We start from the raw sequence: 21,114 nt of genomic DNA, 5'->3' as shown, positions 1-21,114 counted from the left end.
ACAGGCACCGCTAAAGCCGCTAACAAATCGAATCCTTTGGACTTGGGTTGGATAGTCCGAACAATGGTCTGATGAAGAGGGCGAGGTACGTTCCTGCGAGTGCCATGATCATCCATACCCATCCGTGTAAGCTTAATGAAGCAATGCCTCCGAAGTAAGCTCCGATGTTACAACCAAATGCAAGACGAGCACCGTAGCCCATCATGACGCCGCCGATCAATGCTGCCATCGTAACACCTGGAGTGAACGCTTTTAATTTGAACGTTCCTTGTGACGTCGCAGCGATAAATGCGCCTAGGATAATTCCGAAGTTCATCACGCTAGTGGAATCAAGCAGAACAGAGTCTGTTAGCTGCTGCGTACGTCCAGCCCAATATCCCCAGCTACTTACGTCAACACCAAAGAACATAAGTACCTTTGATCCCCATAGTGCGAAAGCAGAGGTGATGCCCCATGGATTTCCTCGAACTGCGAGCGTTAGTGCGTTTAAGACGGCTAACACGATCGCGGCAACAAGGAGTGGCCATGAGCCACGGAAGAGTTTCTTCAATCCCGTTGTCGTTGGGAGTGGTTTCATACTTGGAGGATTCTTTTTCCGTGCAATCTGAACGGTGATACCGTAGATTCCTGCGAAGACAGCAAGTTGTAGTAGCACACCACCAACGTAGCCGAATCCAGTCGTTTCAGCTAGTGAGATCGCCCCAAGGCTAGGCATGGCTTCACTCGTCCACCATGGGAAGTGAAGGGCGCCGATTGTAGAACCGACAATGAAACCAAGTAATGTTAGAAAGAGTGGTGCGTTCCCTCCGCCAACATTATAAAGTGTTCCTGATGCACAGCCATTTCCGAGCTGCATGCCAATTCCGAATAAGAACGAGCCGAATACGACACTGACGCCGACAGGGAAAACATAGCCTGTTGGTGCAATGCCTGAGAAGCTAAAGCCTGTTGCAAGGATGATACCGAATAAAATCGTTGCAACAGCTAGCATCGATAAATGAGCCTGAAGACCTTGAACATTTCCAACTGATGTTAACCTTCTGAAGGCTGATGTGAAACCAAACCTTGCGTGTAATAACGTTAACCCAAGTGCTAACCCGATGATAAAGAGCGCTCCTTGCGTCCAGGAAACGGTCATGACGATCACTGCGAATAGGATGAGCGAAACAAGTATTCCTAGAGAAACAAGCGGCTTCTGTATAGGGTTCAACGGTTTTACTACCGTTGTTGATAAACGTTTCTTTACGTTTGTAGCTGCTTCCATTGAGTAAAACACCTCAATCCTTATAAGTTTAGTATGAATTAATCTTTACGTATCATAATACGATTTATAAGATTTGTAAATCCATTCGCTTATAACGTGAAGTGTTCGACAATATTCGAGCGTATTCGGGTGGTGACAGGTACCATTTACTTCTTTGATAAATCCAGTGATTTCATGAAGTATGCGGTTGGTAGCAGGATTCCTAGCAGTGATTCGAGAATTGCAAAGAATCTTGCGGGTCCGACGGGAAGCATGTCTCCGTAACCGACAGACACGAGCGTTTCACCACTGAAGTACAGTAAGGTAAGGAACGTGATCTCAATTGGCTTCATTGAAGATAAGCTTTGCACTAAGATGAGGTCTTGTAATGAAAGAAGATAATAAATCACAGCAAATCCTACTAACATGCTGAACATGACGAGGACGAGCTTTAGAAAAAGAGCGGAACTGAATGTGCTCTTGCGATAGGTTTTGTTCGTGAAGAATAAGTATAGATTGATTGCGATAAATACAATTGTAGCTCCAATTAAAAATGTCGACACTAGTTTCACCTCCATCCCCCTTTTTATTAACTTTTTCGTGGCAACGTAAACTTCCATTTGTGGTATGGTAAATAAGTGGAAATTAATTGTGTTTTCAATTCATTGAACATCTTGTATAGAAGTCATGACAAGTTAGGAGGTTCGCTATGAAAAAACCTACTGTTCATCTTGTTGATTATGATGCAAATTGGCCAGAGCAATTTGAAAAGGAAAAGGAATGTATCCAAAAGGCGACAGACGTTGTCGGAATTGAACATGTCGGAAGCACTTCAATTGAAGGTCTTTCTGCAAAACCGATTATCGACATTGCCGTTGGCATTCGCGATCTAGCGGAGGTCGAGTCGATGAAAGATCCTTTAGCGCAAGCTGGTTACAAGTATGTCCATAAACCCGAGCTAGAAGACAGACGTTTCTTCAGAAAAGGAGCATGGGGGGAGGGAACGACGCACGTTCACATATGTGACTATGAAGGAGCTCAATGGAAGGAAAAGCTAGCATTTCGAGATTACTTGCGTGCCCATCCAGCTGTTGCAAAGGAATATGAAGCGTTGAAGCAAACTCTCGCATCTCGTTACAAAGACGATCGCCCTACATACACACGTGAAAAGGAACCATTCATCAAGAGGGTGCTAGAGCTTGCCAATGTAAAAAGATGAAGCTGTAAAAATAGAGGAGTTGAATCTGATGACTAGTAAAAGTAATAAACGAACGTTCTCTAAGTCGTATTGGGTTATCAATCTATCAGCACTTTTTCTTTTTGTAATCGTAGGGAGTATTCTTATTGCGAACGATTTTCTTCTACCGTTTACGATTCTCGCCATCGTCTACGGCTTTACAATGATGTTGGGAAACCAGCTTTATATCCACTTTCGTAAGAAGTCTCAAGAAACAACTAGAGTATAGCTTACTAGCAATTGTTCAAGGGGGAAGTTTTGAGTAGTATGATTGATATGTTTTTAGTTTTCATTGCTGTAGTTGGAATCATCTTGTTATATGGGAAATCAGAGGAGCCCGAGCCATATCTCATGCTTAAAATTATCGGTCTCGTAATACTAGGTGTATTCAGGTTGGAAATAGGCATCGTAATATTGCCAATCGGCTTTCTGATTTTCTTATTGTTTGCTAGAACGTTAACGACCAACGGTAGAGTGAAAAAAGGAGCAGCGTATTTGGGGCTCCTTGTTTTTTGTTTATCGCTCCTTTTACCATTTATCGAAAACACGATCTATGAATGGCCTCGAAAAGTAGAAGTGCAGAATACGAACTTCTACAGTGGCAGCTTGGTTGATGAATTGGAGAATATCCATAAAGAAGTTAGTGATGAATACAGTGATGGAGCAATCGACAATTTTATGATGGTCATAAGCAACGAAGGGAAGATCGAGGATTTCCGAATGAGAATTACGGAACATCATGGACCACGAGAGGCACAATACCGCATTACGCTCTCGGAGGATAATCAAGAGTTTATTGTGAAACGGAAAAGGTTTGAACGAGAACACAATAGTGGCACGCATTCATATACGGAAGCGAAGTTCTTTCTTGCACAGATTGATCTTCTTGAGAAGTCGATGTTAGGTGACGGCTCTGATTTTCAGACGTTACGATCAACCGGTATGCGACAAGGATATGCCGCGACGAATACAGAGAAGTACATCATCGATACGGCTGGAAAACATAAGGCAGAGAACGATAATCTGCCATACGAAGCGATCGTCGTTGATGTGTGCGAGCCTGGCTGTGGCGTATATAAACATTACCTTTTCGACGTGTTAGAAAGGTATCGTAACATGACAGAGGAAACAATTCTTGGTGTGGCGAGAGAAAACTCTTCTGATGTCAATGAATGGTTGAATGCGCACGCTGGGTACGCGATCGCTCACGAAACGGACGGGAAGCATGTCTTGAAGAAAGACGGGGGATCAACGGAGGTGACGGAGAAAGAATATGCGAAAGCGTTGAATGAGACGCCGTTCGTCACTATCAAGAAGGATGAACACATGTGGCAAGTAACGGTCGAGCATCCTTATGGAGAAGCGCCTCATACGTTGGAATTTATGATGAATGTCGAGACGAGAGAAGTGGCAAGTGTACATACACGTTAGAACAATCTGAATTCCGAGTGAGGAGAAGCCTCGACGAAACTCGTGTAGGAAGGAGGGATAGCGAACACCGTATTAAAAATAGTGAATTTCATCATCGCGATTCTTGCATTTAGTGTTGGGATGTATGATTTGTTTATTGAAAGAATCGCTATCACTATGAACATTAAAATCTTGTTATTAGCGACCTTGTTTATCCTGTTTGGAATAGAACATGCATTGAAACGAGAGAAGGGAAAGAAACCTTTCAACATCTTCTTGTTTGGGGGCGTCATTCTTTTTTTGATGCTAGGGATTGAATTCATGTGGTATTGGATTGAAGTTTCTTTTCTCTCATTCAATTGACAAGAGAGGAAAGGTGGAATAAGATAATAAGCAATAACAGAACTTTTTACCGCCTAAACAAAAAGAGGAGAATGATGTATGAGTGTGGTTGTTCTTAACTAATCCACTAATTGGATAGCACCTGTTGTAATGAAGAAAAAACGTGCCAGTGGGACGTTTACTTTGTTATGGATCAACAGGGCAGTTAAGAACAAGCATAAGCATAGCTGATTTTTCATCATAGAACGCTATGACTGAGCTTATTCAGTCATAGCTTTTTTGGTGTATCGGGCGGTAAAAAGGGGATTCGTCTAGAATCCATCTGTTTATCATGAGCCACGATGAGCTAACAAGCTTGTCGTGGCTTTTTTTATAGGAGGAGAACATGAATGAATACGCAAACAATTGAAACATTGGAGTTTAACGAAATCATTGAAGCGATCAGCGCATTCGCCTTAACGAATAGAGGGAAAGAATCGATCCGTCACCTGAAGCCTTCCACAAACCAAACCTTAATCGAGAGGTGGTTAGAAGAAGTCGAAGAGGGGGTCGCGATCTTGAACGTAAGTGGAAGCGTTCCGCTCCACAGTTTAAACGACATTGGTCTCTTAATCGATCAGGGGAAAAAGGGACTCTTTATTCGAGCGATTCAATTTACTGAAGTTGTTTCGTTTCTAGAGCATTGTACGAAGCTTAAGAGGTTTATGAAAGATAAAGGAACGGTCGCGCCAACGATCAGTTTGTATGCTGATTCGATCGAGGACTTAAGCTCCCTTGAAGAACAGATTCATGCTGTGATCAAGCATGGTCAAGTTGATGATTATGCATCGAAGAATTTGTTAAAGGTCAGAAAACAATACAGCGTGAAAAAAGAGAAGTTAAAAGAACGTCTCGAAACGCTCGCAAAGAAATACTCGAAATGGATGCAGGAAGCTCGCCCGGTCGAGAAGAATGGACGGCAGACGCTTCCGATTAAACGTGAGTATCGTAAGAAGGTTACAGGGAGCGTTGTCGATCAATCGTCATCAGGCGCAACGCTTTTCATTGAACCAAGTGAGCTATCGGCTATTCATGATGACCTTCAGCTTCTCGCTTTACAGGAAGAGCAAGAAGTGGAGCAAATCTTGTATGGGTTGACTGGAGAAGTGCTCGCTTGTGAACGCGAGATTAACATTGCGTTAGAAACGATGCATCAGTACGATATCATCTTCGCGAAAGCAAAATATAGCAGAAGAATCGATGGCAAGACGCCAGCGTTCTCAAGCGATTTTAGAATCGATATCAAAGCGGCAAAACACCCGCTATTAGGTGAAAAAGCCGTTCCGCTATCGTTAAAAATGACGGAAGGCGAGCAAGCGCTTCTTATCACGGGACCAAATACAGGAGGAAAGACGGTAACGTTAAAAACGGTCGGACTTCTCTGTATGATGGCGCAGTGTGGCATACCGATTCCGACAAAAGAAACGTCGACACTGCCGATCTATAAACAAATTTTCGTTGATATTGGTGATGGTCAGAGTCTTGAAGAGAATTTGAGCACGTTCAGTTCTCGAATGGTTAACCTCATCGATATTTTACGAAAAGCAAACGATCATTCGTTACTCCTTTTAGATGAAATCGGTTCTGGTACGGATCCTGGTGAAGGGATGGGACTCGCAACGGCTATTCTCGATCAGCTTGCAGCCAAAGGGGCAACGATCTTTGCGACGACGCATTATAGTGAAATGAAGCAGTATGCGAAAGAGAAGAAGGGCTTTATCAATGGAGCGATGGAATTCAATCTCGAAACACTGAAGCCGACGTATCAATTGCTGTTAGATACCACTGGGAAAAGTCAGGCTTTTGCCATTGCGCATAAGCTCGGACTACATCCTGATATCCTTAAGCATGCGAGCAAGATCACGTATAACGAAGAGCAGGAATTTGAAGTTGATAAAGAAGATGATCTTTCTTCTACTGATTATCAGCAGCAGGTAACGGTGAATCGCTATGGAAGGAAAGCTGCGAAGAAGGAAGAGAAAGCAGAAGTGACGATCTTCCATCAAGGTGATAATGTAATCATCCAGGCAACAGAAGAGATGGGGATCGTGTATAAAGGGCCTGATGATCTTGGTAACTACATCGTACAGGTTCAGGGTGAGAAAAAGTCATATAACCATAAACGCCTAAGGCTACACATCTCTGCAAGTGATCTCTATCCAGCGGATTACGATTTCGATATTATCTTCAAATCGAAGGACTATCGAAAAACGAAGAAAGTGATGGATCGGAAGTTTGTTGAAGGCTTATCGCTGGAGGGAGAGGAGTAGAACGAACGAATGGAATCAGAGAAAAAGGGCTCATGCTCAACCTGGAAATGTAATGGATGATATGTGAAAGAGGTATAGTAATCGAGCTTTTTCACATGGATTTGAACAATCGACTGCAACTCGAGCCTGGCAATTGTCAGGCTCGTTTTTGATATCAAATTTAAAAGGAATTTTGTTACAATAGTAGTATTCAAATAGTATTATTTAATGTAGTGAAAAAATTTTGAGAAAGGATGATCGAACATGGTAACACCAATCTTTCGAATCTTTGATACTGAAAAAGCGCATGGCTTTTATGTGGATTTTCTAGGTTTTCAAGTTGATTGGGAGCATCGGTTTGCGGAAAACATGCCTTTGTATGTTCAAGTCTCTATGAAAGAAGCGGTGCTTCATTTATCTGAACATCATGGTGATGCTTCTCCAGGAGGTGCGGTTCGAATTAAGATGAGCGACCTCAGAGGGTATCATGCAAGCATTCAAGACAAGGACTATCCTTTCGCTAACCCTGGCATTGAAAAGAAACCGTGGGGGACGATCGAAGTGACGGTTACTGATCCATTTTCGAATCGGATTATTTTCTATGAAGAGGTTGAGTGATGGTGGATGAACGGGAGATCACGATAGAACGCCTCAACGCTGCGGATGAGGATGACTTGTATGTATTTGAGAGTGTGAATCGAACGTTTTTTGAAGAGATGGTACCAACTCGAGGGGAAGAGTATTATAACCGTGATGTGTTTCAAGCTAGGCATAAAGCTTTAGTAGAGGAGCAGAGAGGACGTACGTCTTTCTATTTAATACGGAATCGAGAGCGTCAGATTGTAGGGCGGATTAACTTAATGTGTGATGATACAGAGCGAGGCGATCTTGGTTATCGCATTGGGCGTGATTTTACTGGCATGGGGATCGCGAAACAAGCATTGAAGCTTCTGATGGATAAGGTGAGGCTAACAGAGATCGAACAAGTGAGTGCCAAAACCACGTCAAACAACATCGCTTCACAGAAAGTGTTGGAAAAGAATGGATTCACTTGTGTTGGTCACGATGAGAATCGTTTCAGCATGAATGGTGAAAAGGTGAACTTTGTGTATTATTCCTGGACGAATGGATGAAATCTAGTACATGTAGGTGAGATGATGGAAAACATACAGTTGCTGAAAGGCGATCGTAAGGTGAGGTATCGGTCTGAAGAGATTGCTTTATTACCTAAGGAGTTTCAGGAATTGTCGATTCGACGTTAAGTATCCTGTTTATTGCAGGGCCATTACTTGGCGGTGTGCTGATTGAACAGGTTGGTGTTTTAGTAGCCTTTAAGCTTATTGGCACGGGATTGAGTGTGATTGGTTTGTTAGGTATTCTTTTTCAAAAAGTGCTATGGAAACAAGGCGTAAGTGGGGCTTATCAACAGAAAAGAGATCAATCTGCTAACTCGTTTTCATGATTGGAGGATCGCTTTTCATACATTATTTTTGATTCTAGGCGCTTTAAGTATAAGAAAATAACTAAAAATCAATAGCACGATCGGCAAACTCATTTCCCATCTGATTGATTCCGCAGCTACTGTACTGTAATAAAGTAGTGCTAGTATGCTTGAGAAGAAGATGAGGTCTGAGATGATACTTATTACTTTGAATTTCTTACTGATATGCTGCTTCATGTAAGAACCTCCTTAGGTAGTCTTGAAAATCTCTCTACACTTCATACGATTGAAATAGAATAGTGTTTCAAAATCCGAACTTACCTTTCCAAAGTAACACCATTCTTTCTATTTTAGAATAAATACATTTGATGTTAGAGTACCATGTTTATCTGTTAAGGGGATTAAAAAAACGTTTCTACATAAAAAAGGTCAGAGGCATCAGCCACTGACTTTTTTTGTGCGATTTTATTGATCGTGTGTTAGAGAATAAAAACACTTCGCTCGTCCTCTTTATTGAGCCGTATATCCGCCGTCGATTACAGCTGCTTGCCCTGTGATGCTCTTTGCTTTTTCGCTACATAGGAAGATCGAGTAGTCTGCCACTTCTTGTACTTGGATAAGACGCTTTTGTGGTACATTAGATAAAATCGCTTCGTCTAACGCCTTTTCTTTTTCGATATTTCGTGTTTTCGCAATGTCTTCAAGCTGATTTTGTACAAGTGGTGTGTCGACATACCCGGGACAAATTGCGTTCACGTTGATTCCTGAGTCTGCTCCTTCTAGTGCAGCAACCTTCGTTAAACCAATCACGCCATGCTTCGCGCTATTATAGCCTGCTTTACCAGCGAAACCGATCAGTCCATTGATCGATGCCATGTTCAAGATGCGACCGTATCCCTGTTTCTTCATTATTGGGAAAACATACTTGATTCCGTAGAATGGTCCTTTTAGCATAATGTCGAGAATGAGCTCGAACTTCTCACTCGGGAACTCTTCGATAGGTGCTACGTGCTGAATTCCAGCGTTGTTAACGAGGATGTCGATTCGACCGAACTTCTCTACAGTCTTGTCGATCGCATTCTTCACATCTTCTTCCTTCGCAACGTTTGCAACCACACCATCGACTGTGTGACCTTCATCCGTTAGCACTTTGATCGATTCGTTTAATGTATCTTCGTTAATATCGTTCAACATGACTTTCGCGCCAGCTTTTGCGAATTCTGTTGCGATTTCGAGTCCAATTCCCTGACCTGACCCCGTAATCAATGCTACTTTACCGTCTAACATTGTCATGAACCTCCTTGGTTTCTTATATACTTTCTTATATTACCCAAACACATCTATTTCACTAGAACATATTGGTTTTTTTATTTTCTACACGATTCGAGCATATTCGGGGAGTGACAGGCACTAAGAAGGCGAAGGCACCAGGAAAGGGGTTAAGTATCGTGGGAAGTGAAGAGAAACGCTATTCCTCACTGATTAATAACGGTAAGAAGCCTAACTTCCTCATATTGATGGTGGATGAGGAGCGCTATCCTTCGGTTTATGAGAACGCTGAGCTGAGAGAGTGGCGGAGGAAGAACTTAATCACGCAAGAGCTCTTGAAAGAAAATGGCTTTGAATTTAACAAACACTATGTTGGTAGTACCGCGTGTAGTCCAAGTCGAACAACCTTATACACCGGACAGTATCCTTCTCTTCATGGTGTGTCACAGACGAGTGGCGCAGCGAAGGGAGCATTCGACCCAGATATGTTTTGGCTCGATCGGAGCACGGTCCCAACGATGGGCGATTATCTTAGAACGGCAGGATATCGAACATTCTGGAAAGGGAAGTGGCATGCGTCGGATGAGGATATTCTTATTCCTGGTACGAAGAATGCCCTCACAAGCTATACGAATACGGGTCTGCCGGATGAAGAAAATGTGAAAGAATACCTTAACGCGAATCGGTTGAATGAGTTTGGCTTTAGTGGGTGGGTTGGACCTGAGCCACATGGAACAGCTCCACGAAATTCAGGATCTTCAGCTGGAATCGGCATTAGCGGTCGAGATGTGATTTATGCTGAAGAAGCTGTGTCCCTGATTCAATCACTCGATAACGATTCGTGCGACACATCGCCGTGGATGCTCATGACTTCATTTATTAATCCACACGACATCGCTCTATATGGTGCGCTCACGAGAAATAATCCGATGTTTAACTTTGAAATCGATCCATCCTTGCCGTATATTCCGCCCGCGCCAACTGCAAATGAATCTTTATCAACGAAACCAAGAGTGCAAGAAAGCTACCGACTCACTTATCCAAAAGCGATCCAACCGTTGCATGATACGCTTTTTTATCGCCAATTGTATTATTCTCTACAAAAGCAAGCAGATAATGAGATGTTTAAGGTTTTCGATGCTCTCCGTCATTCCTCTTTCTATGAAGATACGATCGTCTTATTCTTCTCGGATCATGGGGATATGTTAGGCGCGCATGGGGGCTTGTTTCAAAAATGGTTCAACGCCTATGAGGAATCGATTCACGTTCCGTTTATCATTCATAGTCCGAAGCTCTTTTCCGGACGAGAAGGCACGGAAATGCTGACGAGTCATGTGGATGTGCTGCCAACAATGTTAGGACTCGCTGGCATTAACGTGAAGGAGAGCGAAGAGAAACTCAAGAAGAGCCATAACGAGGTGCATCGACTTGTTGGACGTGATCTCACTCCTTTATTAGAAGGGAAAGAGACCTTTTTCAGAGCGGACGAACCACTCTATTTCATGACCGACGATAATGTGACGCAAGGCTTAAATCAGGTGACTGTTACTGGTGAACCTTATGAAGCGGTCATCCAACCGAGTCATATCGAATCGATTATCACGACGCTTCCGACAGGAGAAAACAGAGCGAGCGAGCTGTGGAAGTTTTCGCGGTACTATGACAACCCTCAATTCTGGAGTAATCCAGGTGTTTCCGATGTTGTTGTCCATGAACAAAAATCTGTACCAACTTCAGATGATGTGGAAGTCTCTCTTTGTATTACGACAACGAAAGTGAATCCTTTACCAGATGAATATGAGCTATATAATATAACAACGGACCCACTTGAAGAAACAAACTTAGCTGATCCAGCGTTCCAAACACCTGAGTCAATGGAGGTTATGGACATCTTAATGGTCGCTTTGGATGAACAGTGTAAACAGAAGAGGCTCGTCCCATCAAGTGGGACCGTTCCTGGCATGCCTTCGTGCGAAGAGGATTAGAGTTAGGTGCTCAGTCAATAAGTGAATCATTTTCATTCATCGGGAGATAGTAAGAGTGAATGAAATAATTTAAGTTGAGGTAGATTTCCTTATGACATCAAAACGGCACACGTTGTTTAATCTGGCTATGATCCTCATACCATGGTTATCTTTACGATTTATCAGTAAGCGTCATATGAAACGGTTTTTCTTTGCGAGCTTTATCATCTTTGTTTTTGAAGTAATCAATCATTGGTATGGACGGAAACGAAAATGGTGGAAGTTCTACGATAAACCAAAATCGTTTGTGAGGGATGAATTTCCCTTTGATATTGGACCGTATATGCCGATGTCGATGTGGATTCTGACCTATTCGTACGGGAATTTCAAAAAGTTTGTCGCGCTGAATGTTTTTGCGAATGGACTATTCGCATTTCTGTTCCTCCCTTTTCTAAAAAAGATAAAAATTGTGCGGTTGCACCGATTAACGTATGTTCAATTCTTTTTCTATATCCACTATAAGGCGTACTTGTTGTATGGTGTGCAGTATTTATATGAAAGAATGCGGGGAATCAGTGGTAGGGATAGCGCTTGCGAGGTTGAGTAATAAGAGGGAGCTCTCAGAGAGGGCTCCTATTATGATGGGCTAATAAAAAATGCCCCGCAAATCCCATGATTTGCGGGGCATTGTACGTTTACTTATTGATTCCTTGTTCCTTTGCAAGCTGACGCGCTACTCTTGGAGCGAGCCAGACCATCGGTAGAAGGAGGAGTGAAACGGGAACAGCTGTTACAACGATAAAGTTTTGCAGCTGTGTGATACCACTGTCGCCAGTAATCAATAGGATAACTGCAACAGCGCCTAGAAGAATAGCCCAGAATACGCGTAACCAGCTCTTCGGATTACCTTCACCTGTTACCGCCATCGCGATCGTGTACGACATCGAATCCGTTGTAGTGACAACGAATAGAATCGTTAAGAGCAAGAACAATGGTGAAATGATGGTTGCGAGCGGGAATTGCTCCGTGATCGCAAACATTGCAGCAGGATTACCTGCAGCGTTCAACGCTTCAGAAATGGACCCTGGGTTTGTAAGTTCAAAGTGAATGCCTGATCCACCGAGAACCGTAAACCAGAACGTTGAAATAACTGGTGCGAAAATCGATACTGCAATGATGATGTCTCGAATGGTACGTCCTCGAGAAATACGAGAAACGAGAATCGCCATCATTGGACCGTATCCAATGAACCAGCCCCAGAAGAACACTGTCCAGAATGAAAGCCAACCTGTGTCGGCACGGAAGGTGGACATTGTAACGAATTGATCAACATAATAGCCGAAGCCAGAGATGAAGTGATCAAAGATAAAGCCACCTGGTCCGAAAATAACGATGAAGACCATCAGGATGATCGCAAGTTGAACATTGAAGCTACTTAGGAACTGAATTCCTTTGTATAGTCCAGTTACCGCTGAAATCGTAGCGATTACGACAACAGCTAAGATGATGGAGAACTGTGTGCTGAACTGATTCGGGATTCCGAAAATCTCCTGCAAGCCATAGCTTGCTTGAAGGCCTAAGAATCCGATCGGTCCAATCGTTCCTGCTGCAACTGCAATAACAGAGAACGCATCGATAACCGTTCCGATCCAGCTGTGGCGAAGACGTTCACCGAAGATCGGATAAAGAAGCGTACGAGGCTTCATCGGCATGCCTTTATGATAGTGACCGTACATCATCACGACAGCACTGATTGTTCCAAGGATTGCCCACGCTAGAAAGCCCCAGTGCATGAAGCTCTGTGCGAGTGCAGGGTCGATCGCAGCTTGTGTGCCTGCTTCGATTCCTGATTGAGAAGGTGGAACAGTTAGGAAGTGGTACATCGGCTCAGCCGCTGCCCAGAAAACCCCGCCACCTGCAAGAAGCGTCGCCATGATGATGGAGAGCCACTTGTACAAGCTTAATTCCGGTTTGTCTAAATTACCCATTTTTATTTTACCGTATCGAGAGAAAGCTAGCCCAATTCCAACGAAGAATGTCGCCAACATCAATACTTGCCAGAATGCACCAAAGTATTTAGCTGACCATGCGAAACTATTGCTAACGATCATTTCAACAAGACTTATATCAAATAGTGCAAGAAACACGAAGAGAACCAAAATTCCTCCGCTTATACCAAATACCGGCCAGTCAATTCGGCCTGATTCTTTATTTTCCATATCGTACTCCTTTAATTTTTCTATGTGTGCCTTAAGCACAAAGCTATACTCTACCACCTGAATAAACATGATGCAAGGAATTCATCGTTCTTAATGTTTTAAAATGCTTTTAGTATGTATGTTGCCCTAACTCCTTCCAAATCATGAAAGGAAATGGGAGAGAAACGTGGTTGAGGTGAGTTATTTTGGAGTTGGCTGATTATTGTGGGGGGGTGGCTGTTGATACCAGTTGGGGGAGGCTGATTTATAGTAGGAATCGCTGATGCAAGTGACGTTTCGCTGATCTATTGGGGGAAGCGCTGATGCAAGTGAGGTTTCGCTGATCTATTGGGGGAAGCGCTGATGCAAGTGAGGTTTCGCTGATCTATTGGGGAAGCGCTGATAAAAGTAAGGTTTCGCTGATATATACGGAAAATCGCTGATAAATAGGTGGATTTCGCCGATATATTCAGATAATAGCCGATAAAATTAAAATATCGCTGATATCCGTGTGAAAGACACTGTGTATTGCCGGACGAGTCATCTAAGAAAAGAAAGAGAGATCAAACATGAAAAGAGGGAGCAGACGACCCCCTCTTTCTTATTATGCACGCTTTCTCCATTTTCCACGGTTCAGCTCATAACCGAAATCGGTCATCTTAATGTAGTATGCTAAGAAATGGATACCGAGCATAAAGAAATAAATCAACGTAAAGATGAGAAATGGTGATATTCCTTCTGAAGTAAAAAGAATCGCGCCGCTTAAGAGCATATAAGCGGGTAGCCAGATTGTAAAAGGTCGTTTTTTCAAATTGAAGGAACGATCAAGAGGTGCAAGGTAATGCTTATCCGTACTTTTTACGAACATTTTTTTTGCGATGAGCGGTAGTAAAATGATAAACAATCCTAATAAACGAGCATAGTCTTGAAAATAAGTTAAGGCAATCCAATAGAGTCCCAACATGATAACTATCATGATTGCTATTAGAAAAGTATGCTGATATACATTTAGCTCCCGTTTCTGTGGCATGAGACACCTCCGTAAGTACGTTCTCTTATCTACTTTAATAAAAGCACCCTATTATGTAAATGTGAAAACGCAAAGAAATAAGGCTCACGAGGAGCCTTATGCTTCTGTTTCCACGCCTTCTTTGTCCCATTTCCCGTCTTCAAGGTGGTACCCTAACTTTTTCATCTTTCGATAATAAATCACCAATGGAATCACGGCAACAAGCGTTGCCCGAAAGAGCCCAAGAATAACACCAAGAAGGATATTTTCTTTAAACAATTGAATATCTGTTATCACAATGAAGATAAATAGAGGGAAATAGAGTAGCCAAGGGAGTTTCTTGAAATTCATCTTCCGATCGATCGGTGCTAAATAGTGTTCATCGCTTGTATCGATATACCGCTTGGTAATCAGCATGAAAAGAACAAGCGTCAGGATTGTTGTTGGAAGACCGATTGAAAATCCAAAAAAATAAAAGGCAGCGGAGATACTGCCAATTAATAAGATAAAAAGTACAATCAAAAGATGAAGCTGCTGACGAAAAGATAAGTTGTTTTTCTTTGCCATGTACAAAGCCTCCGATAATCATGTCAAGGTTATCGTTTTTTGGGAGTACGTCTTCTCATATTTACGAACATGTATCCAACTGCGATCGCGATTGAAACAGAAACGAATGGTGACATCGGTACGTCCGGATGTTGAAGGGAATCCACATAGACGATGATGGCTGCAGGGAATAAGAAGAGAAACAAAACAACATTCAGCATAATTTCTTTCATGATCGTAACTCCTCTCTAGCCTTTGAATAGATAAGACAGCCGAGAAACAGGTCACCAAACAGAACGAATCGATTCTATCTGTTAATACTATCTTCTTACCTTTTATTTATGAAAGATAAACCAGAAAATGTAAGGTGTTTTCGGAATTTATTAACAAAATATGTGAACCTTTTTCTAATTCCTTCGTCTTTAGGTTAATAGAAGTTTTGTGGAGGGGTTCTAATGAAAACGGTAATGAAGTTTGTCTCGATCATAATGAGTATTCTACTGATCGGCAGCTTTGCTGGCATGTTCCAAAATGGGATTGGAATGAGTCTCAAGGAATTTTGGAATCAATTTATCCAATTAATAGGAGCGATCGCTAACCCTGGGAAACTAACATATGAACCGTTGTTTGGCGGCGGGACTGGCTACCCAGTTTTCCCAACTATTTTTGAATACTATGGGTATTCCCTTTTTATCCTGGTTGCAGGATTTATATGCGCGTTAATCGGAAGCTTAGGATTAACCTACATCACGTTTCTTCTTCCTTATCGATTGCGGAAGCTGTTTATAAAAGTAACAGGAATCCTTGAAGCAATACCTGACCTTTTTATCATCGTAGTGATTCAGCTTGCAATCGTTACGTTGTACAAAGAGACGGGACTTCTAATCTTTGAAGTCGTTGGTGGAATGGAACGACCGATTGTCCTACCGCTTATTGCTTACTCCGTTCTACCAGCGATTCTTCTTTACCGAATCATGCTTCTCATGTTCGAGGATGAATTAACGAGGCCATACGTAGAACTTGCAAGAGGGAAGGGACTCTCAACGAGACGGATTTTGTGGAAACACGTGTTACGAAACGCGCTTTTTACCGTTGTGAATCACTCGCGGACCATCATCGTTCTCATGTTATCGAATCTGGTGATGCTTGAAATTCTCTTCAATTTATATGGACTAACGTGGTTTATGGTAAACAACGTGAGCGTAGAAATCGTCGTAATCGGGATGCTGATGATTTTCGTACCCCTTTTTCTTATTGAGGCTGGCTCGAGATTTTTCATTCAGCGTATAACAGGAAAGGAGCTGGCTGACTAATGGGGAAGGCTTTGTTAAAAAATGCTCAATTTATGATTGGTTCAACTTTCTTTCTAAGCGTTCTAGTAGCAAGTATTCTCTACACGGTTTTCTTTCAAGACCACATTCCGGTTGCTGATTTAACGTATGGTGACAATGGAGAAGTTCTCGCGAAGCCGCCTTATTCACCATTCGATCATCCACCTTTCGGAACAGATAATGTCTCTCAAGATTTGTTTTTCTTGTTGCTCGTTGGCGCAAAGTACACACTTGGCATTGCCCTGTTGATCGCTTTAGCGAGATTTGCATTGTCATTACTGTTGGGGGTTGGGTTGCAACTCTATGCTGCACCAATCTTGAGGAGGGTAAAACCGCTAGTAGAGGGGTTCTTCTATTTTCCCGCACCGCTTCTTGCGTACCTGATTCTAAGTTGGGTTTTATTGAGAGAGACGTTTGTCGGTGGTGAGTTCTCAACGACATTCACTGAGCGGGTTCTGTTTGAAGTCGTCATCTTAATTCTTATTGGTGTGCCGATCACGTTGACTACGATTGCGAAAGAAGTAGAGCTTTTACAAGAAAGAGAGTTTATGACAAGTGCCAAGGTCCTTGGTGGAAGTCGTCTACATATGTTGAAGAAACATCTCATGCCCTACTTAAGACCACAGCTTTTCCTCATTTTCATACGAGAAGTGATCCTGGTTCTGTTGCTTTTAGCGCATCTCGGTATTTTAAATGTACTCTTCGGCGGTGTAGCGATCACGGAAGATATGTTTGGTAATGGTGTGTTTGTTTCCTTATCAAACGAATGGTCAGGTCTGATCGGGAACAACCTTAAGTTCCTATTCACTACTTATTATTGGATTCCGCTCGTCCCCATCATCTGTTTTACAGTGACGATCCTTGCATTAAAAATGATAGTGGAGGGGTTTGCGGATGCCGAAGGTGCTTCTAGAGAGAGAAAAGTCGTTCATAAGAATACGCAGGTTATAGAGAGAGAGGGAAAGAGTACAGCTAACTCGTTCAATTCGTTATGATAAGAAGGCGTCTAACGAGAAAAACGAGTGGGGAAAAGGAGACATACAATGGATCAAGAAAAGATAAACATCTACGATGAAGAACGAAATCATATCGGTGTTGCGACCAGAAAAGAAGCACACGAAAAGGGATACTGGCATGATGCGTTTCACTGCTGGATGGTTACTGTGGAAGAAGAGAAGCCGTCAATTTATTTACAGCTGCGCAGTCGAGAGAAGAAAGACTATCCATATTTACTAGACATAACGGCTGCTGGGCATCTTTTATCAGATGAAACGGTGAAGGATGGCGTAAGAGAAGTGAAAGAAGAAATTGGCATCGATGTGGCATTTGCGTCACTGATGCCACTTTGCGTTTTGAATTATAGTGTTCATCGAAATCAGTTCATCGATAAAGAAATTGCTCATGTTTTTCTCTATCTGACACCTCTTTCGTTAAAGGACTTTACTCTTCAAAAGGAAGAAGTTGCTGGCATGGTAAAAGCGGATCTGTATGAGTTTGCAGCGCTATGGGAAGGAACGATAGATACGATTCCAATCGAAGGGTTTGAAATCGATTCAGAAGGACGGAAAATGTTGATCGATGAAAGGGTTGGGAAAGAAAAGTTTGTCCCTCATGAAGCTTCTTTTTATAAAGCGGTGATTGAACGGATTAAAGATGCGTTATGATTCCATAGAGTTGAGGTGAAAAGATGCGGTATGAATTTCCGACGATTATAACGGAACGGTTAAAGTTAAGAGAAGTGAAAACTGAAGATGCTGAAGACATGTTGATCTATCTATCTGAACCAGATGTTGTGAAGCACATGGGGCTAGCACCGTTTCAATCAATAGCTAATGCGTTAGATGAAATAAACTGGTACAAGTCGATTTATAATGAAGGTACTGGAATGAGGTGGGGACTTTCGCTAAAGGACTCAGATAAGATGATTGGAAGCTGTGGATTCTTGAATCGAAACGCCAAACACAGCAGAGCAGAGGTTGGGTTTGAGATAAGCAAGGATCACTGGGGAAAAGGATTAGCGAGTGAAGCGCTAAGAGCAGTGATTGCGTTTGGCTTTAACGAGCTGGAATTGGAACGGATCGAGGCGTTAATTGAACCTGAGAACCATCCATCTCAGAGGTTAGTTGAAAGACAAGGTTTTTTGAAAGAAGGTTTACTCAGACATTACGAATATACATGTGGCAAATTTGATGATTTGTATATGTATTCGATACTGAGAGCGGATTTTGAAAGGTTACATGTATAAAGAACCACACATCGCTGGTAGGAGCGGAGCGGCTCAGTGCTCGTCCTGCGGAAAGCCGTGTGCTTCTTGAGGGAAGAACATCATGAAAGAAAGCCGTATTCGGATTCGAATGCGGCTTTCTTTATGGATATTTCATACTTGGAGAAAATAGTGAAAAGCCTATTGACCCTCACGTAGCGTTATACCCTATAGTAACGAGTAAGGAGGTGCGAATCGTGTATGAAAGTGAAAGAGGTAGCGGATCTTGTTGGGATCAGCGTTCGAACCTTGCATCATTACGATGCGATTGGATTGCTCTCACCTGCAGAAACGACTGAAGCTGGCTACCGCTTCTATTCTGAGCATGATCTTGAAACGCTACAGCAAATTTTATTCTTTAAAGAGCTGGGGTTTTCATTGAAAGAAATTCAACGAATCCTTGAAGACCCTGCCTTTGATCGAAAAGAAGCGTTGGAACTACAGCGGAGGATGCTCGTCGAAAAGCGAAGTCATGTGGATCACATGATCACTACGATCGATAAAACAATAAAAGAAATGATGGGAGAGATTGAGATGACGAATGAGGAGAAGTTTGAAGGAATGAATTTTGATCATAATCCTTATGAAGAAGAAGCGCGGAGGCGCTGGGGAGATGAGAAAGTTGATGAATCGAAAGGGAAGATTAAAGGGATGTCGAAGGAAAAACTCTCCGAAGATTGGGATGCGATTTATACGAGACTTGCTAAGCTGCGCCATGGTTCACCTGATTCAGCGGAAGCGCAGGAAGCGATTCATGAATGGTATGAGTTCTTGAACAACTTCGGAGATTATTCATACGAAGCATTCCGTGGGTTAGGGCAAATGTATGTCGATGACGAACGATTCACAAAGAATATCGACAAATATGGAGAAGGGCTGGCAATATTCATGCGTGACGCGATGGCTGTTTACGCTGATCGAAAAGCCTAGAAGAGAGGGGGGCTTGTTGAGTGACAGGCACCCCTCACAATTCGTCGAAAAATGTATTGCAATTGCCTCTGTTACTTGTATAATAAAAATATACAAATTTCAGAAAATTTAAAAAGAATCAAGAAAAAGGGGCGATTTGGTAAATGGAAGGGTTTTTGAATGGGATTATCGATGCATCAAACGGCATTCTTTGGGGTTATGTTCTTATTGCAGGATTACTCGGTTTAGGAATTTATTTCACGGTTGCTTCACGGTTTGTGCAATTTCGATTCTTTGGCGAAATGATTCGTGTCATGTCAGAAAAACCAGAATACAAAGATGGATCAAAAAACATATCACCATTCAAATCGTTCTGCGTTGGGGCAGCGACTCGTATCGGTACGGGTAACTTAGCTGGTGTCGCAGTAGCGATCACGCTCGGTGGACCCGGCGCAATCTTCTGGATGTGGATCGTAGCGCTACTCGGTGGTGCGACGGCTTTCATTGAAAGTACATTGGCCCAAGTTTATAAGATCAAAGATACAAAGGCATACCGAGGTGGACCCGCATACTACATAGAAAAAGGATTAAAGAAAAGATGGTTAGGCATCATCTTTGCGGTATTAATTGCAATCACATTCGGACTGATTTTCAACTCCGTTCAAAGTAATACGATCGCATTGGCATTTGAAAATGCGTTTGGAATGAATCGTCTTGTAGTTGGATTGATCATCACTGCTGTAACAGGGTTAGTTATCTTCGGTGGGGTACACCGTATCGCTAACTTATCGAGTATCATCGTTCCGGTGATGGCGATTCTTTATCTCACGATTGCAATTGTTGTAATGTTCATGAATATCGCTGAACTTCCTTCCGTTATCGCACTTATCGTAAAGAGCGCATTTGGATTTGAGCAAGCTGTTGGAGGTGCAATTGGTGCAGCGATCATGAACGGTGTAAAACGTGGTTTGTTTTCAAACGAAGCTGGTATGGGTAGTGCGCCAAATGCAGCGGCTACTGCAACGACTTCGCACCCGGCAAAGCAGGGACTTATCCAATCGTTAGGTGTATTCGTAGATACAATTTTGGTGTGTTCTGCAACAGCATTCATCATTCTGCTTGCTCCACAGTTCAAATCTGGAGATGTCTCCGGAATCGAGTTGCTTCAAAACTCTCTTAGCTCTCATATCGGTGGATGGGCAGCAGTTTTCATTTCAGTAGCAATCTTCCTTTTCGCATTTAGCTCAATCATTGGTTCTTACTACTATGGGGAAACAAACATTGAGTTTATTAAAGAAAGCAAAACAGCGATTCTAGGCTACCGTGTTGCGACGATGGCATTCGTTCTGGTCGGTTCGATCTCAAGTCTTAGCCTTGTATGGAAGATGGCGGATTTGTTCATGGCACTCATGACGATCATCAACCTAATCGCAATCGGAATGCTAGCAAAAGTAGCGATGAAGGTATTGAAAGATTACGAAATGCAGCGTAAAGCAGGGAAGAACCCAGTGTTCAATCCGAGTGCGCTAGGCATCGAGGATACAGAAGCGTGGGAAGAAGAGCGTAAAGAAAAGAAAGTCGGTTAATAGGAAAGAAAAGGATAGAATGAAGAGCCTGGCCTCCAGGCTCTTTTCTTGATTCGACAAATATCGAGCGGTACCAGG

The 21,114-nt window shown here is 42.6% G+C and carries 23 protein-coding genes; 15 read left to right on the top strand and 8 right to left on the bottom strand.

Annotated elements, in window-relative coordinates:
- Positions 1-19: 19 nt before the first annotated feature.
- Complete coding sequence (locus SJY16_RS15620; protein WP_377890597.1) at positions 20-1,264, bottom strand: YeeE/YedE family protein; 1,245 nt, start codon at positions 1,262-1,264, stop codon at positions 20-22.
- Between the two features lie 146 nt (positions 1,265-1,410).
- Positions 1,411-1,815 (bottom strand): ion channel, encoded by a 405-nt coding sequence (locus SJY16_RS15615; RefSeq protein WP_377890595.1) that lies wholly within the window; start codon positions 1,813-1,815, stop codon positions 1,411-1,413.
- Positions 1,816-1,952: 137 nt separating this feature from the next.
- On the opposite strand from SJY16_RS15615, the gene SJY16_RS15610 reads away from it, so the two are divergent.
- The 7 genes from SJY16_RS15610 (at position 1,953) to SJY16_RS15580 (ending at position 7,653) form a co-directional block, all read left to right on the top strand.
- Positions 1,953-2,462 carry a GrpB family protein gene (locus SJY16_RS15610; RefSeq protein ID WP_377890593.1) on the top strand — a complete coding sequence of 170 codons (510 nt, stop codon included), beginning with the start codon at positions 1,953-1,955 and terminating at the stop codon, positions 2,460-2,462.
- A 28-nt stretch (positions 2,463-2,490) separates the two neighbouring features.
- Positions 2,491-2,709, top strand: a complete 219-nt coding sequence (locus SJY16_RS15605) for a hypothetical protein (RefSeq protein WP_377890591.1) — start codon at positions 2,491-2,493, stop codon at positions 2,707-2,709.
- A 29-nt stretch (positions 2,710-2,738) separates the two neighbouring features.
- Positions 2,739-3,911, top strand: coding sequence for a hypothetical protein (locus SJY16_RS15600; RefSeq protein WP_377890589.1), 1,173 nt, complete (start codon positions 2,739-2,741; stop codon positions 3,909-3,911).
- A gap of 129 nt (positions 3,912-4,040) precedes the next feature.
- The gene (locus SJY16_RS15595; RefSeq protein ID WP_377890588.1) at positions 4,041-4,253 is read left to right on the top strand and encodes a hypothetical protein; all 213 of its coding nucleotides are present in this window, start codon (positions 4,041-4,043) and stop codon (positions 4,251-4,253) included.
- A gap of 368 nt (positions 4,254-4,621) precedes the next feature.
- Complete coding sequence (locus SJY16_RS15590) at positions 4,622-6,541, top strand: endonuclease MutS2 (protein WP_377890587.1); 1,920 nt, start codon at positions 4,622-4,624, stop codon at positions 6,539-6,541.
- 243 nt (positions 6,542-6,784) lie between these two features.
- A complete protein-coding gene (locus SJY16_RS15585) occupies positions 6,785-7,138 on the top strand; it encodes a glyoxalase superfamily protein (RefSeq protein ID WP_377890585.1) in 354 nt (117 codons plus the stop codon).
- Positions 7,138-7,653, top strand: a complete 516-nt coding sequence (locus tag SJY16_RS15580) for a GNAT family N-acetyltransferase (RefSeq protein ID WP_377890583.1) — start codon at positions 7,138-7,140, stop codon at positions 7,651-7,653. Before SJY16_RS15585 ends, SJY16_RS15580 begins: the two co-directional genes overlap by 1 nt.
- A gap of 344 nt (positions 7,654-7,997) precedes the next feature.
- Here the strand turns inward: SJY16_RS15580 and SJY16_RS15575 are convergent, their stop codons facing one another.
- Entirely contained in the window at positions 7,998-8,198 is a 201-nt protein-coding gene (locus SJY16_RS15575) for a hypothetical protein (RefSeq protein ID WP_377890581.1), read from the bottom strand.
- 273 nt (positions 8,199-8,471) lie between these two features.
- The gene (locus tag SJY16_RS15570; RefSeq protein ID WP_377890579.1) at positions 8,472-9,254 is read right to left on the bottom strand and encodes a 3-hydroxybutyrate dehydrogenase; all 783 of its coding nucleotides are present in this window, start codon (positions 9,252-9,254) and stop codon (positions 8,472-8,474) included.
- Between the two features lie 224 nt (positions 9,255-9,478).
- Between SJY16_RS15570 and SJY16_RS15565 the strand changes: the two genes are divergently transcribed.
- Both SJY16_RS15565 and SJY16_RS15560 read left to right on the top strand, forming a co-directional pair.
- Positions 9,479-11,215, top strand: coding sequence for a sulfatase-like hydrolase/transferase (locus tag SJY16_RS15565; protein WP_377892285.1), 1,737 nt, complete (start codon positions 9,479-9,481; stop codon positions 11,213-11,215).
- Positions 11,216-11,306: 91 nt separating this feature from the next.
- Entirely contained in the window at positions 11,307-11,801 is a 495-nt protein-coding gene (locus SJY16_RS15560; RefSeq protein ID WP_377890578.1) for a hypothetical protein, read from the top strand.
- Positions 11,802-11,889: 88 nt separating this feature from the next.
- Here SJY16_RS15560 and SJY16_RS15555 read toward each other — a convergent pair whose 3' ends face one another.
- The 4 genes from SJY16_RS15555 to SJY16_RS15540 all read right to left on the bottom strand — a co-directional run bounded on the left by SJY16_RS15555 (position 11,890) and on the right by SJY16_RS15540 (position 15,180).
- Positions 11,890-13,413, bottom strand: coding sequence for a BCCT family transporter (locus tag SJY16_RS15555; protein ID WP_377890576.1), 1,524 nt, complete (start codon positions 13,411-13,413; stop codon positions 11,890-11,892).
- Positions 13,414-13,996: 583 nt separating this feature from the next.
- The gene (locus tag SJY16_RS15550) at positions 13,997-14,422 is read right to left on the bottom strand and encodes a hypothetical protein (RefSeq protein ID WP_377890575.1); all 426 of its coding nucleotides are present in this window, start codon (positions 14,420-14,422) and stop codon (positions 13,997-13,999) included.
- 96 nt (positions 14,423-14,518) lie between these two features.
- Positions 14,519-14,968: a hypothetical protein gene (locus tag SJY16_RS15545; RefSeq protein ID WP_377890573.1), complete on the bottom strand. Its 450-nt coding sequence runs from the start codon at positions 14,966-14,968 to the stop codon at positions 14,519-14,521.
- A 29-nt stretch (positions 14,969-14,997) separates the two neighbouring features.
- On the bottom strand, positions 14,998-15,180 hold the full coding sequence (locus tag SJY16_RS15540) for a hypothetical protein (protein WP_377890571.1): 183 nt from the start codon (positions 15,178-15,180) through the stop codon (positions 14,998-15,000).
- Between the two features lie 222 nt (positions 15,181-15,402).
- On the opposite strand from SJY16_RS15540, the gene SJY16_RS15535 reads away from it, so the two are divergent.
- From SJY16_RS15535 to SJY16_RS15510, 6 genes are all read left to right on the top strand, one after another.
- Positions 15,403-16,260 (top strand): ABC transporter permease subunit, encoded by an 858-nt coding sequence (locus tag SJY16_RS15535; RefSeq protein ID WP_377890570.1) that lies wholly within the window; start codon positions 15,403-15,405, stop codon positions 16,258-16,260.
- On the top strand, positions 16,260-17,273 hold the full coding sequence (locus SJY16_RS15530; RefSeq protein ID WP_377890568.1) for a peptide ABC transporter permease: 1,014 nt from the start codon (positions 16,260-16,262) through the stop codon (positions 17,271-17,273). Before SJY16_RS15535 ends, SJY16_RS15530 begins: the two co-directional genes overlap by 1 nt.
- Positions 17,274-17,321: 48 nt before the next feature.
- Positions 17,322-17,942 (top strand): NUDIX hydrolase, encoded by a 621-nt coding sequence (locus SJY16_RS15525; protein WP_377890566.1) that lies wholly within the window; start codon positions 17,322-17,324, stop codon positions 17,940-17,942.
- Between the two features lie 23 nt (positions 17,943-17,965).
- The gene (locus tag SJY16_RS15520) at positions 17,966-18,523 is read left to right on the top strand and encodes a GNAT family N-acetyltransferase (RefSeq protein WP_377890564.1); all 558 of its coding nucleotides are present in this window, start codon (positions 17,966-17,968) and stop codon (positions 18,521-18,523) included.
- 219 nt (positions 18,524-18,742) lie between these two features.
- Positions 18,743-19,471: a MerR family transcriptional regulator gene (locus SJY16_RS15515; RefSeq protein WP_377890562.1), complete on the top strand. Its 729-nt coding sequence runs from the start codon at positions 18,743-18,745 to the stop codon at positions 19,469-19,471.
- Between the two features lie 143 nt (positions 19,472-19,614).
- Complete coding sequence (locus SJY16_RS15510) at positions 19,615-21,036, top strand: alanine/glycine:cation symporter family protein (protein WP_377890560.1); 1,422 nt, start codon at positions 19,615-19,617, stop codon at positions 21,034-21,036.
- Positions 21,037-21,114: the final 78 nt, after the last annotated feature.

The organism is Alkalihalobacillus sp. R86527 (genome assembly GCF_042466185.1).
Taxonomy (GTDB): domain Bacteria; phylum Bacillota; class Bacilli; order Bacillales; family Guptibacillaceae; genus Guptibacillus.
Note: the sequence above shows the minus strand (reverse complement) of the source record. Positions and strands in the feature narration are given on the sequence as shown.

Bases quoted from the DNA above. Each gene is read 5' to 3' on its own strand.
- SJY16_RS15620 (WP_377890597.1), bottom strand. From the start codon at position 1,264: ATGGAAGCAGCTACAAACGTAAAGAAACGTTTATCAACAACGGTAGTA.
- SJY16_RS15610 (WP_377890593.1), top strand. From the start codon at position 1,953: ATGAAAAAACCTACTGTTCATCTTGTTGATTATGATGCAAATTGGCCA.
- SJY16_RS15605 (WP_377890591.1), top strand. From the start codon at position 2,491: ATGACTAGTAAAAGTAATAAACGAACGTTCTCTAAGTCGTATTGGGTT.
- SJY16_RS15590 (WP_377890587.1), top strand. From the start codon at position 4,622: ATGAATACGCAAACAATTGAAACATTGGAGTTTAACGAAATCATTGAA.
- SJY16_RS15585 (WP_377890585.1), top strand. From the start codon at position 6,785: ATGGTAACACCAATCTTTCGAATCTTTGATACTGAAAAAGCGCATGGC.
- SJY16_RS15580 (WP_377890583.1), top strand. From the start codon at position 7,138: ATGGTGGATGAACGGGAGATCACGATAGAACGCCTCAACGCTGCGGAT.
- SJY16_RS15575 (WP_377890581.1), bottom strand. From the start codon at position 8,198: ATGAAGCAGCATATCAGTAAGAAATTCAAAGTAATAAGTATCATCTCA.
- SJY16_RS15570 (WP_377890579.1), bottom strand. From the start codon at position 9,254: ATGACAATGTTAGACGGTAAAGTAGCATTGATTACGGGGTCAGGTCAG.
- SJY16_RS15565 (WP_377892285.1), top strand. From the start codon at position 9,479: ATGGTGGATGAGGAGCGCTATCCTTCGGTTTATGAGAACGCTGAGCTG.
- SJY16_RS15560 (WP_377890578.1), top strand. From the start codon at position 11,307: ATGACATCAAAACGGCACACGTTGTTTAATCTGGCTATGATCCTCATA.
- SJY16_RS15555 (WP_377890576.1), bottom strand. From the start codon at position 13,413: ATGGAAAATAAAGAATCAGGCCGAATTGACTGGCCGGTATTTGGTATA.
- SJY16_RS15550 (WP_377890575.1), bottom strand. From the start codon at position 14,422: ATGCCACAGAAACGGGAGCTAAATGTATATCAGCATACTTTTCTAATA.
- SJY16_RS15545 (WP_377890573.1), bottom strand. From the start codon at position 14,968: ATGGCAAAGAAAAACAACTTATCTTTTCGTCAGCAGCTTCATCTTTTG.
- SJY16_RS15540 (WP_377890571.1), bottom strand. From the start codon at position 15,180: ATGAAAGAAATTATGCTGAATGTTGTTTTGTTTCTCTTCTTATTCCCT.
- SJY16_RS15535 (WP_377890570.1), top strand. From the start codon at position 15,403: ATGAAAACGGTAATGAAGTTTGTCTCGATCATAATGAGTATTCTACTG.
- SJY16_RS15530 (WP_377890568.1), top strand. From the start codon at position 16,260: ATGGGGAAGGCTTTGTTAAAAAATGCTCAATTTATGATTGGTTCAACT.
- SJY16_RS15525 (WP_377890566.1), top strand. From the start codon at position 17,322: ATGGATCAAGAAAAGATAAACATCTACGATGAAGAACGAAATCATATC.
- SJY16_RS15520 (WP_377890564.1), top strand. From the start codon at position 17,966: ATGCGGTATGAATTTCCGACGATTATAACGGAACGGTTAAAGTTAAGA.
- SJY16_RS15515 (WP_377890562.1), top strand. From the start codon at position 18,743: ATGAAAGTGAAAGAGGTAGCGGATCTTGTTGGGATCAGCGTTCGAACC.
- SJY16_RS15510 (WP_377890560.1), top strand. From the start codon at position 19,615: ATGGAAGGGTTTTTGAATGGGATTATCGATGCATCAAACGGCATTCTT.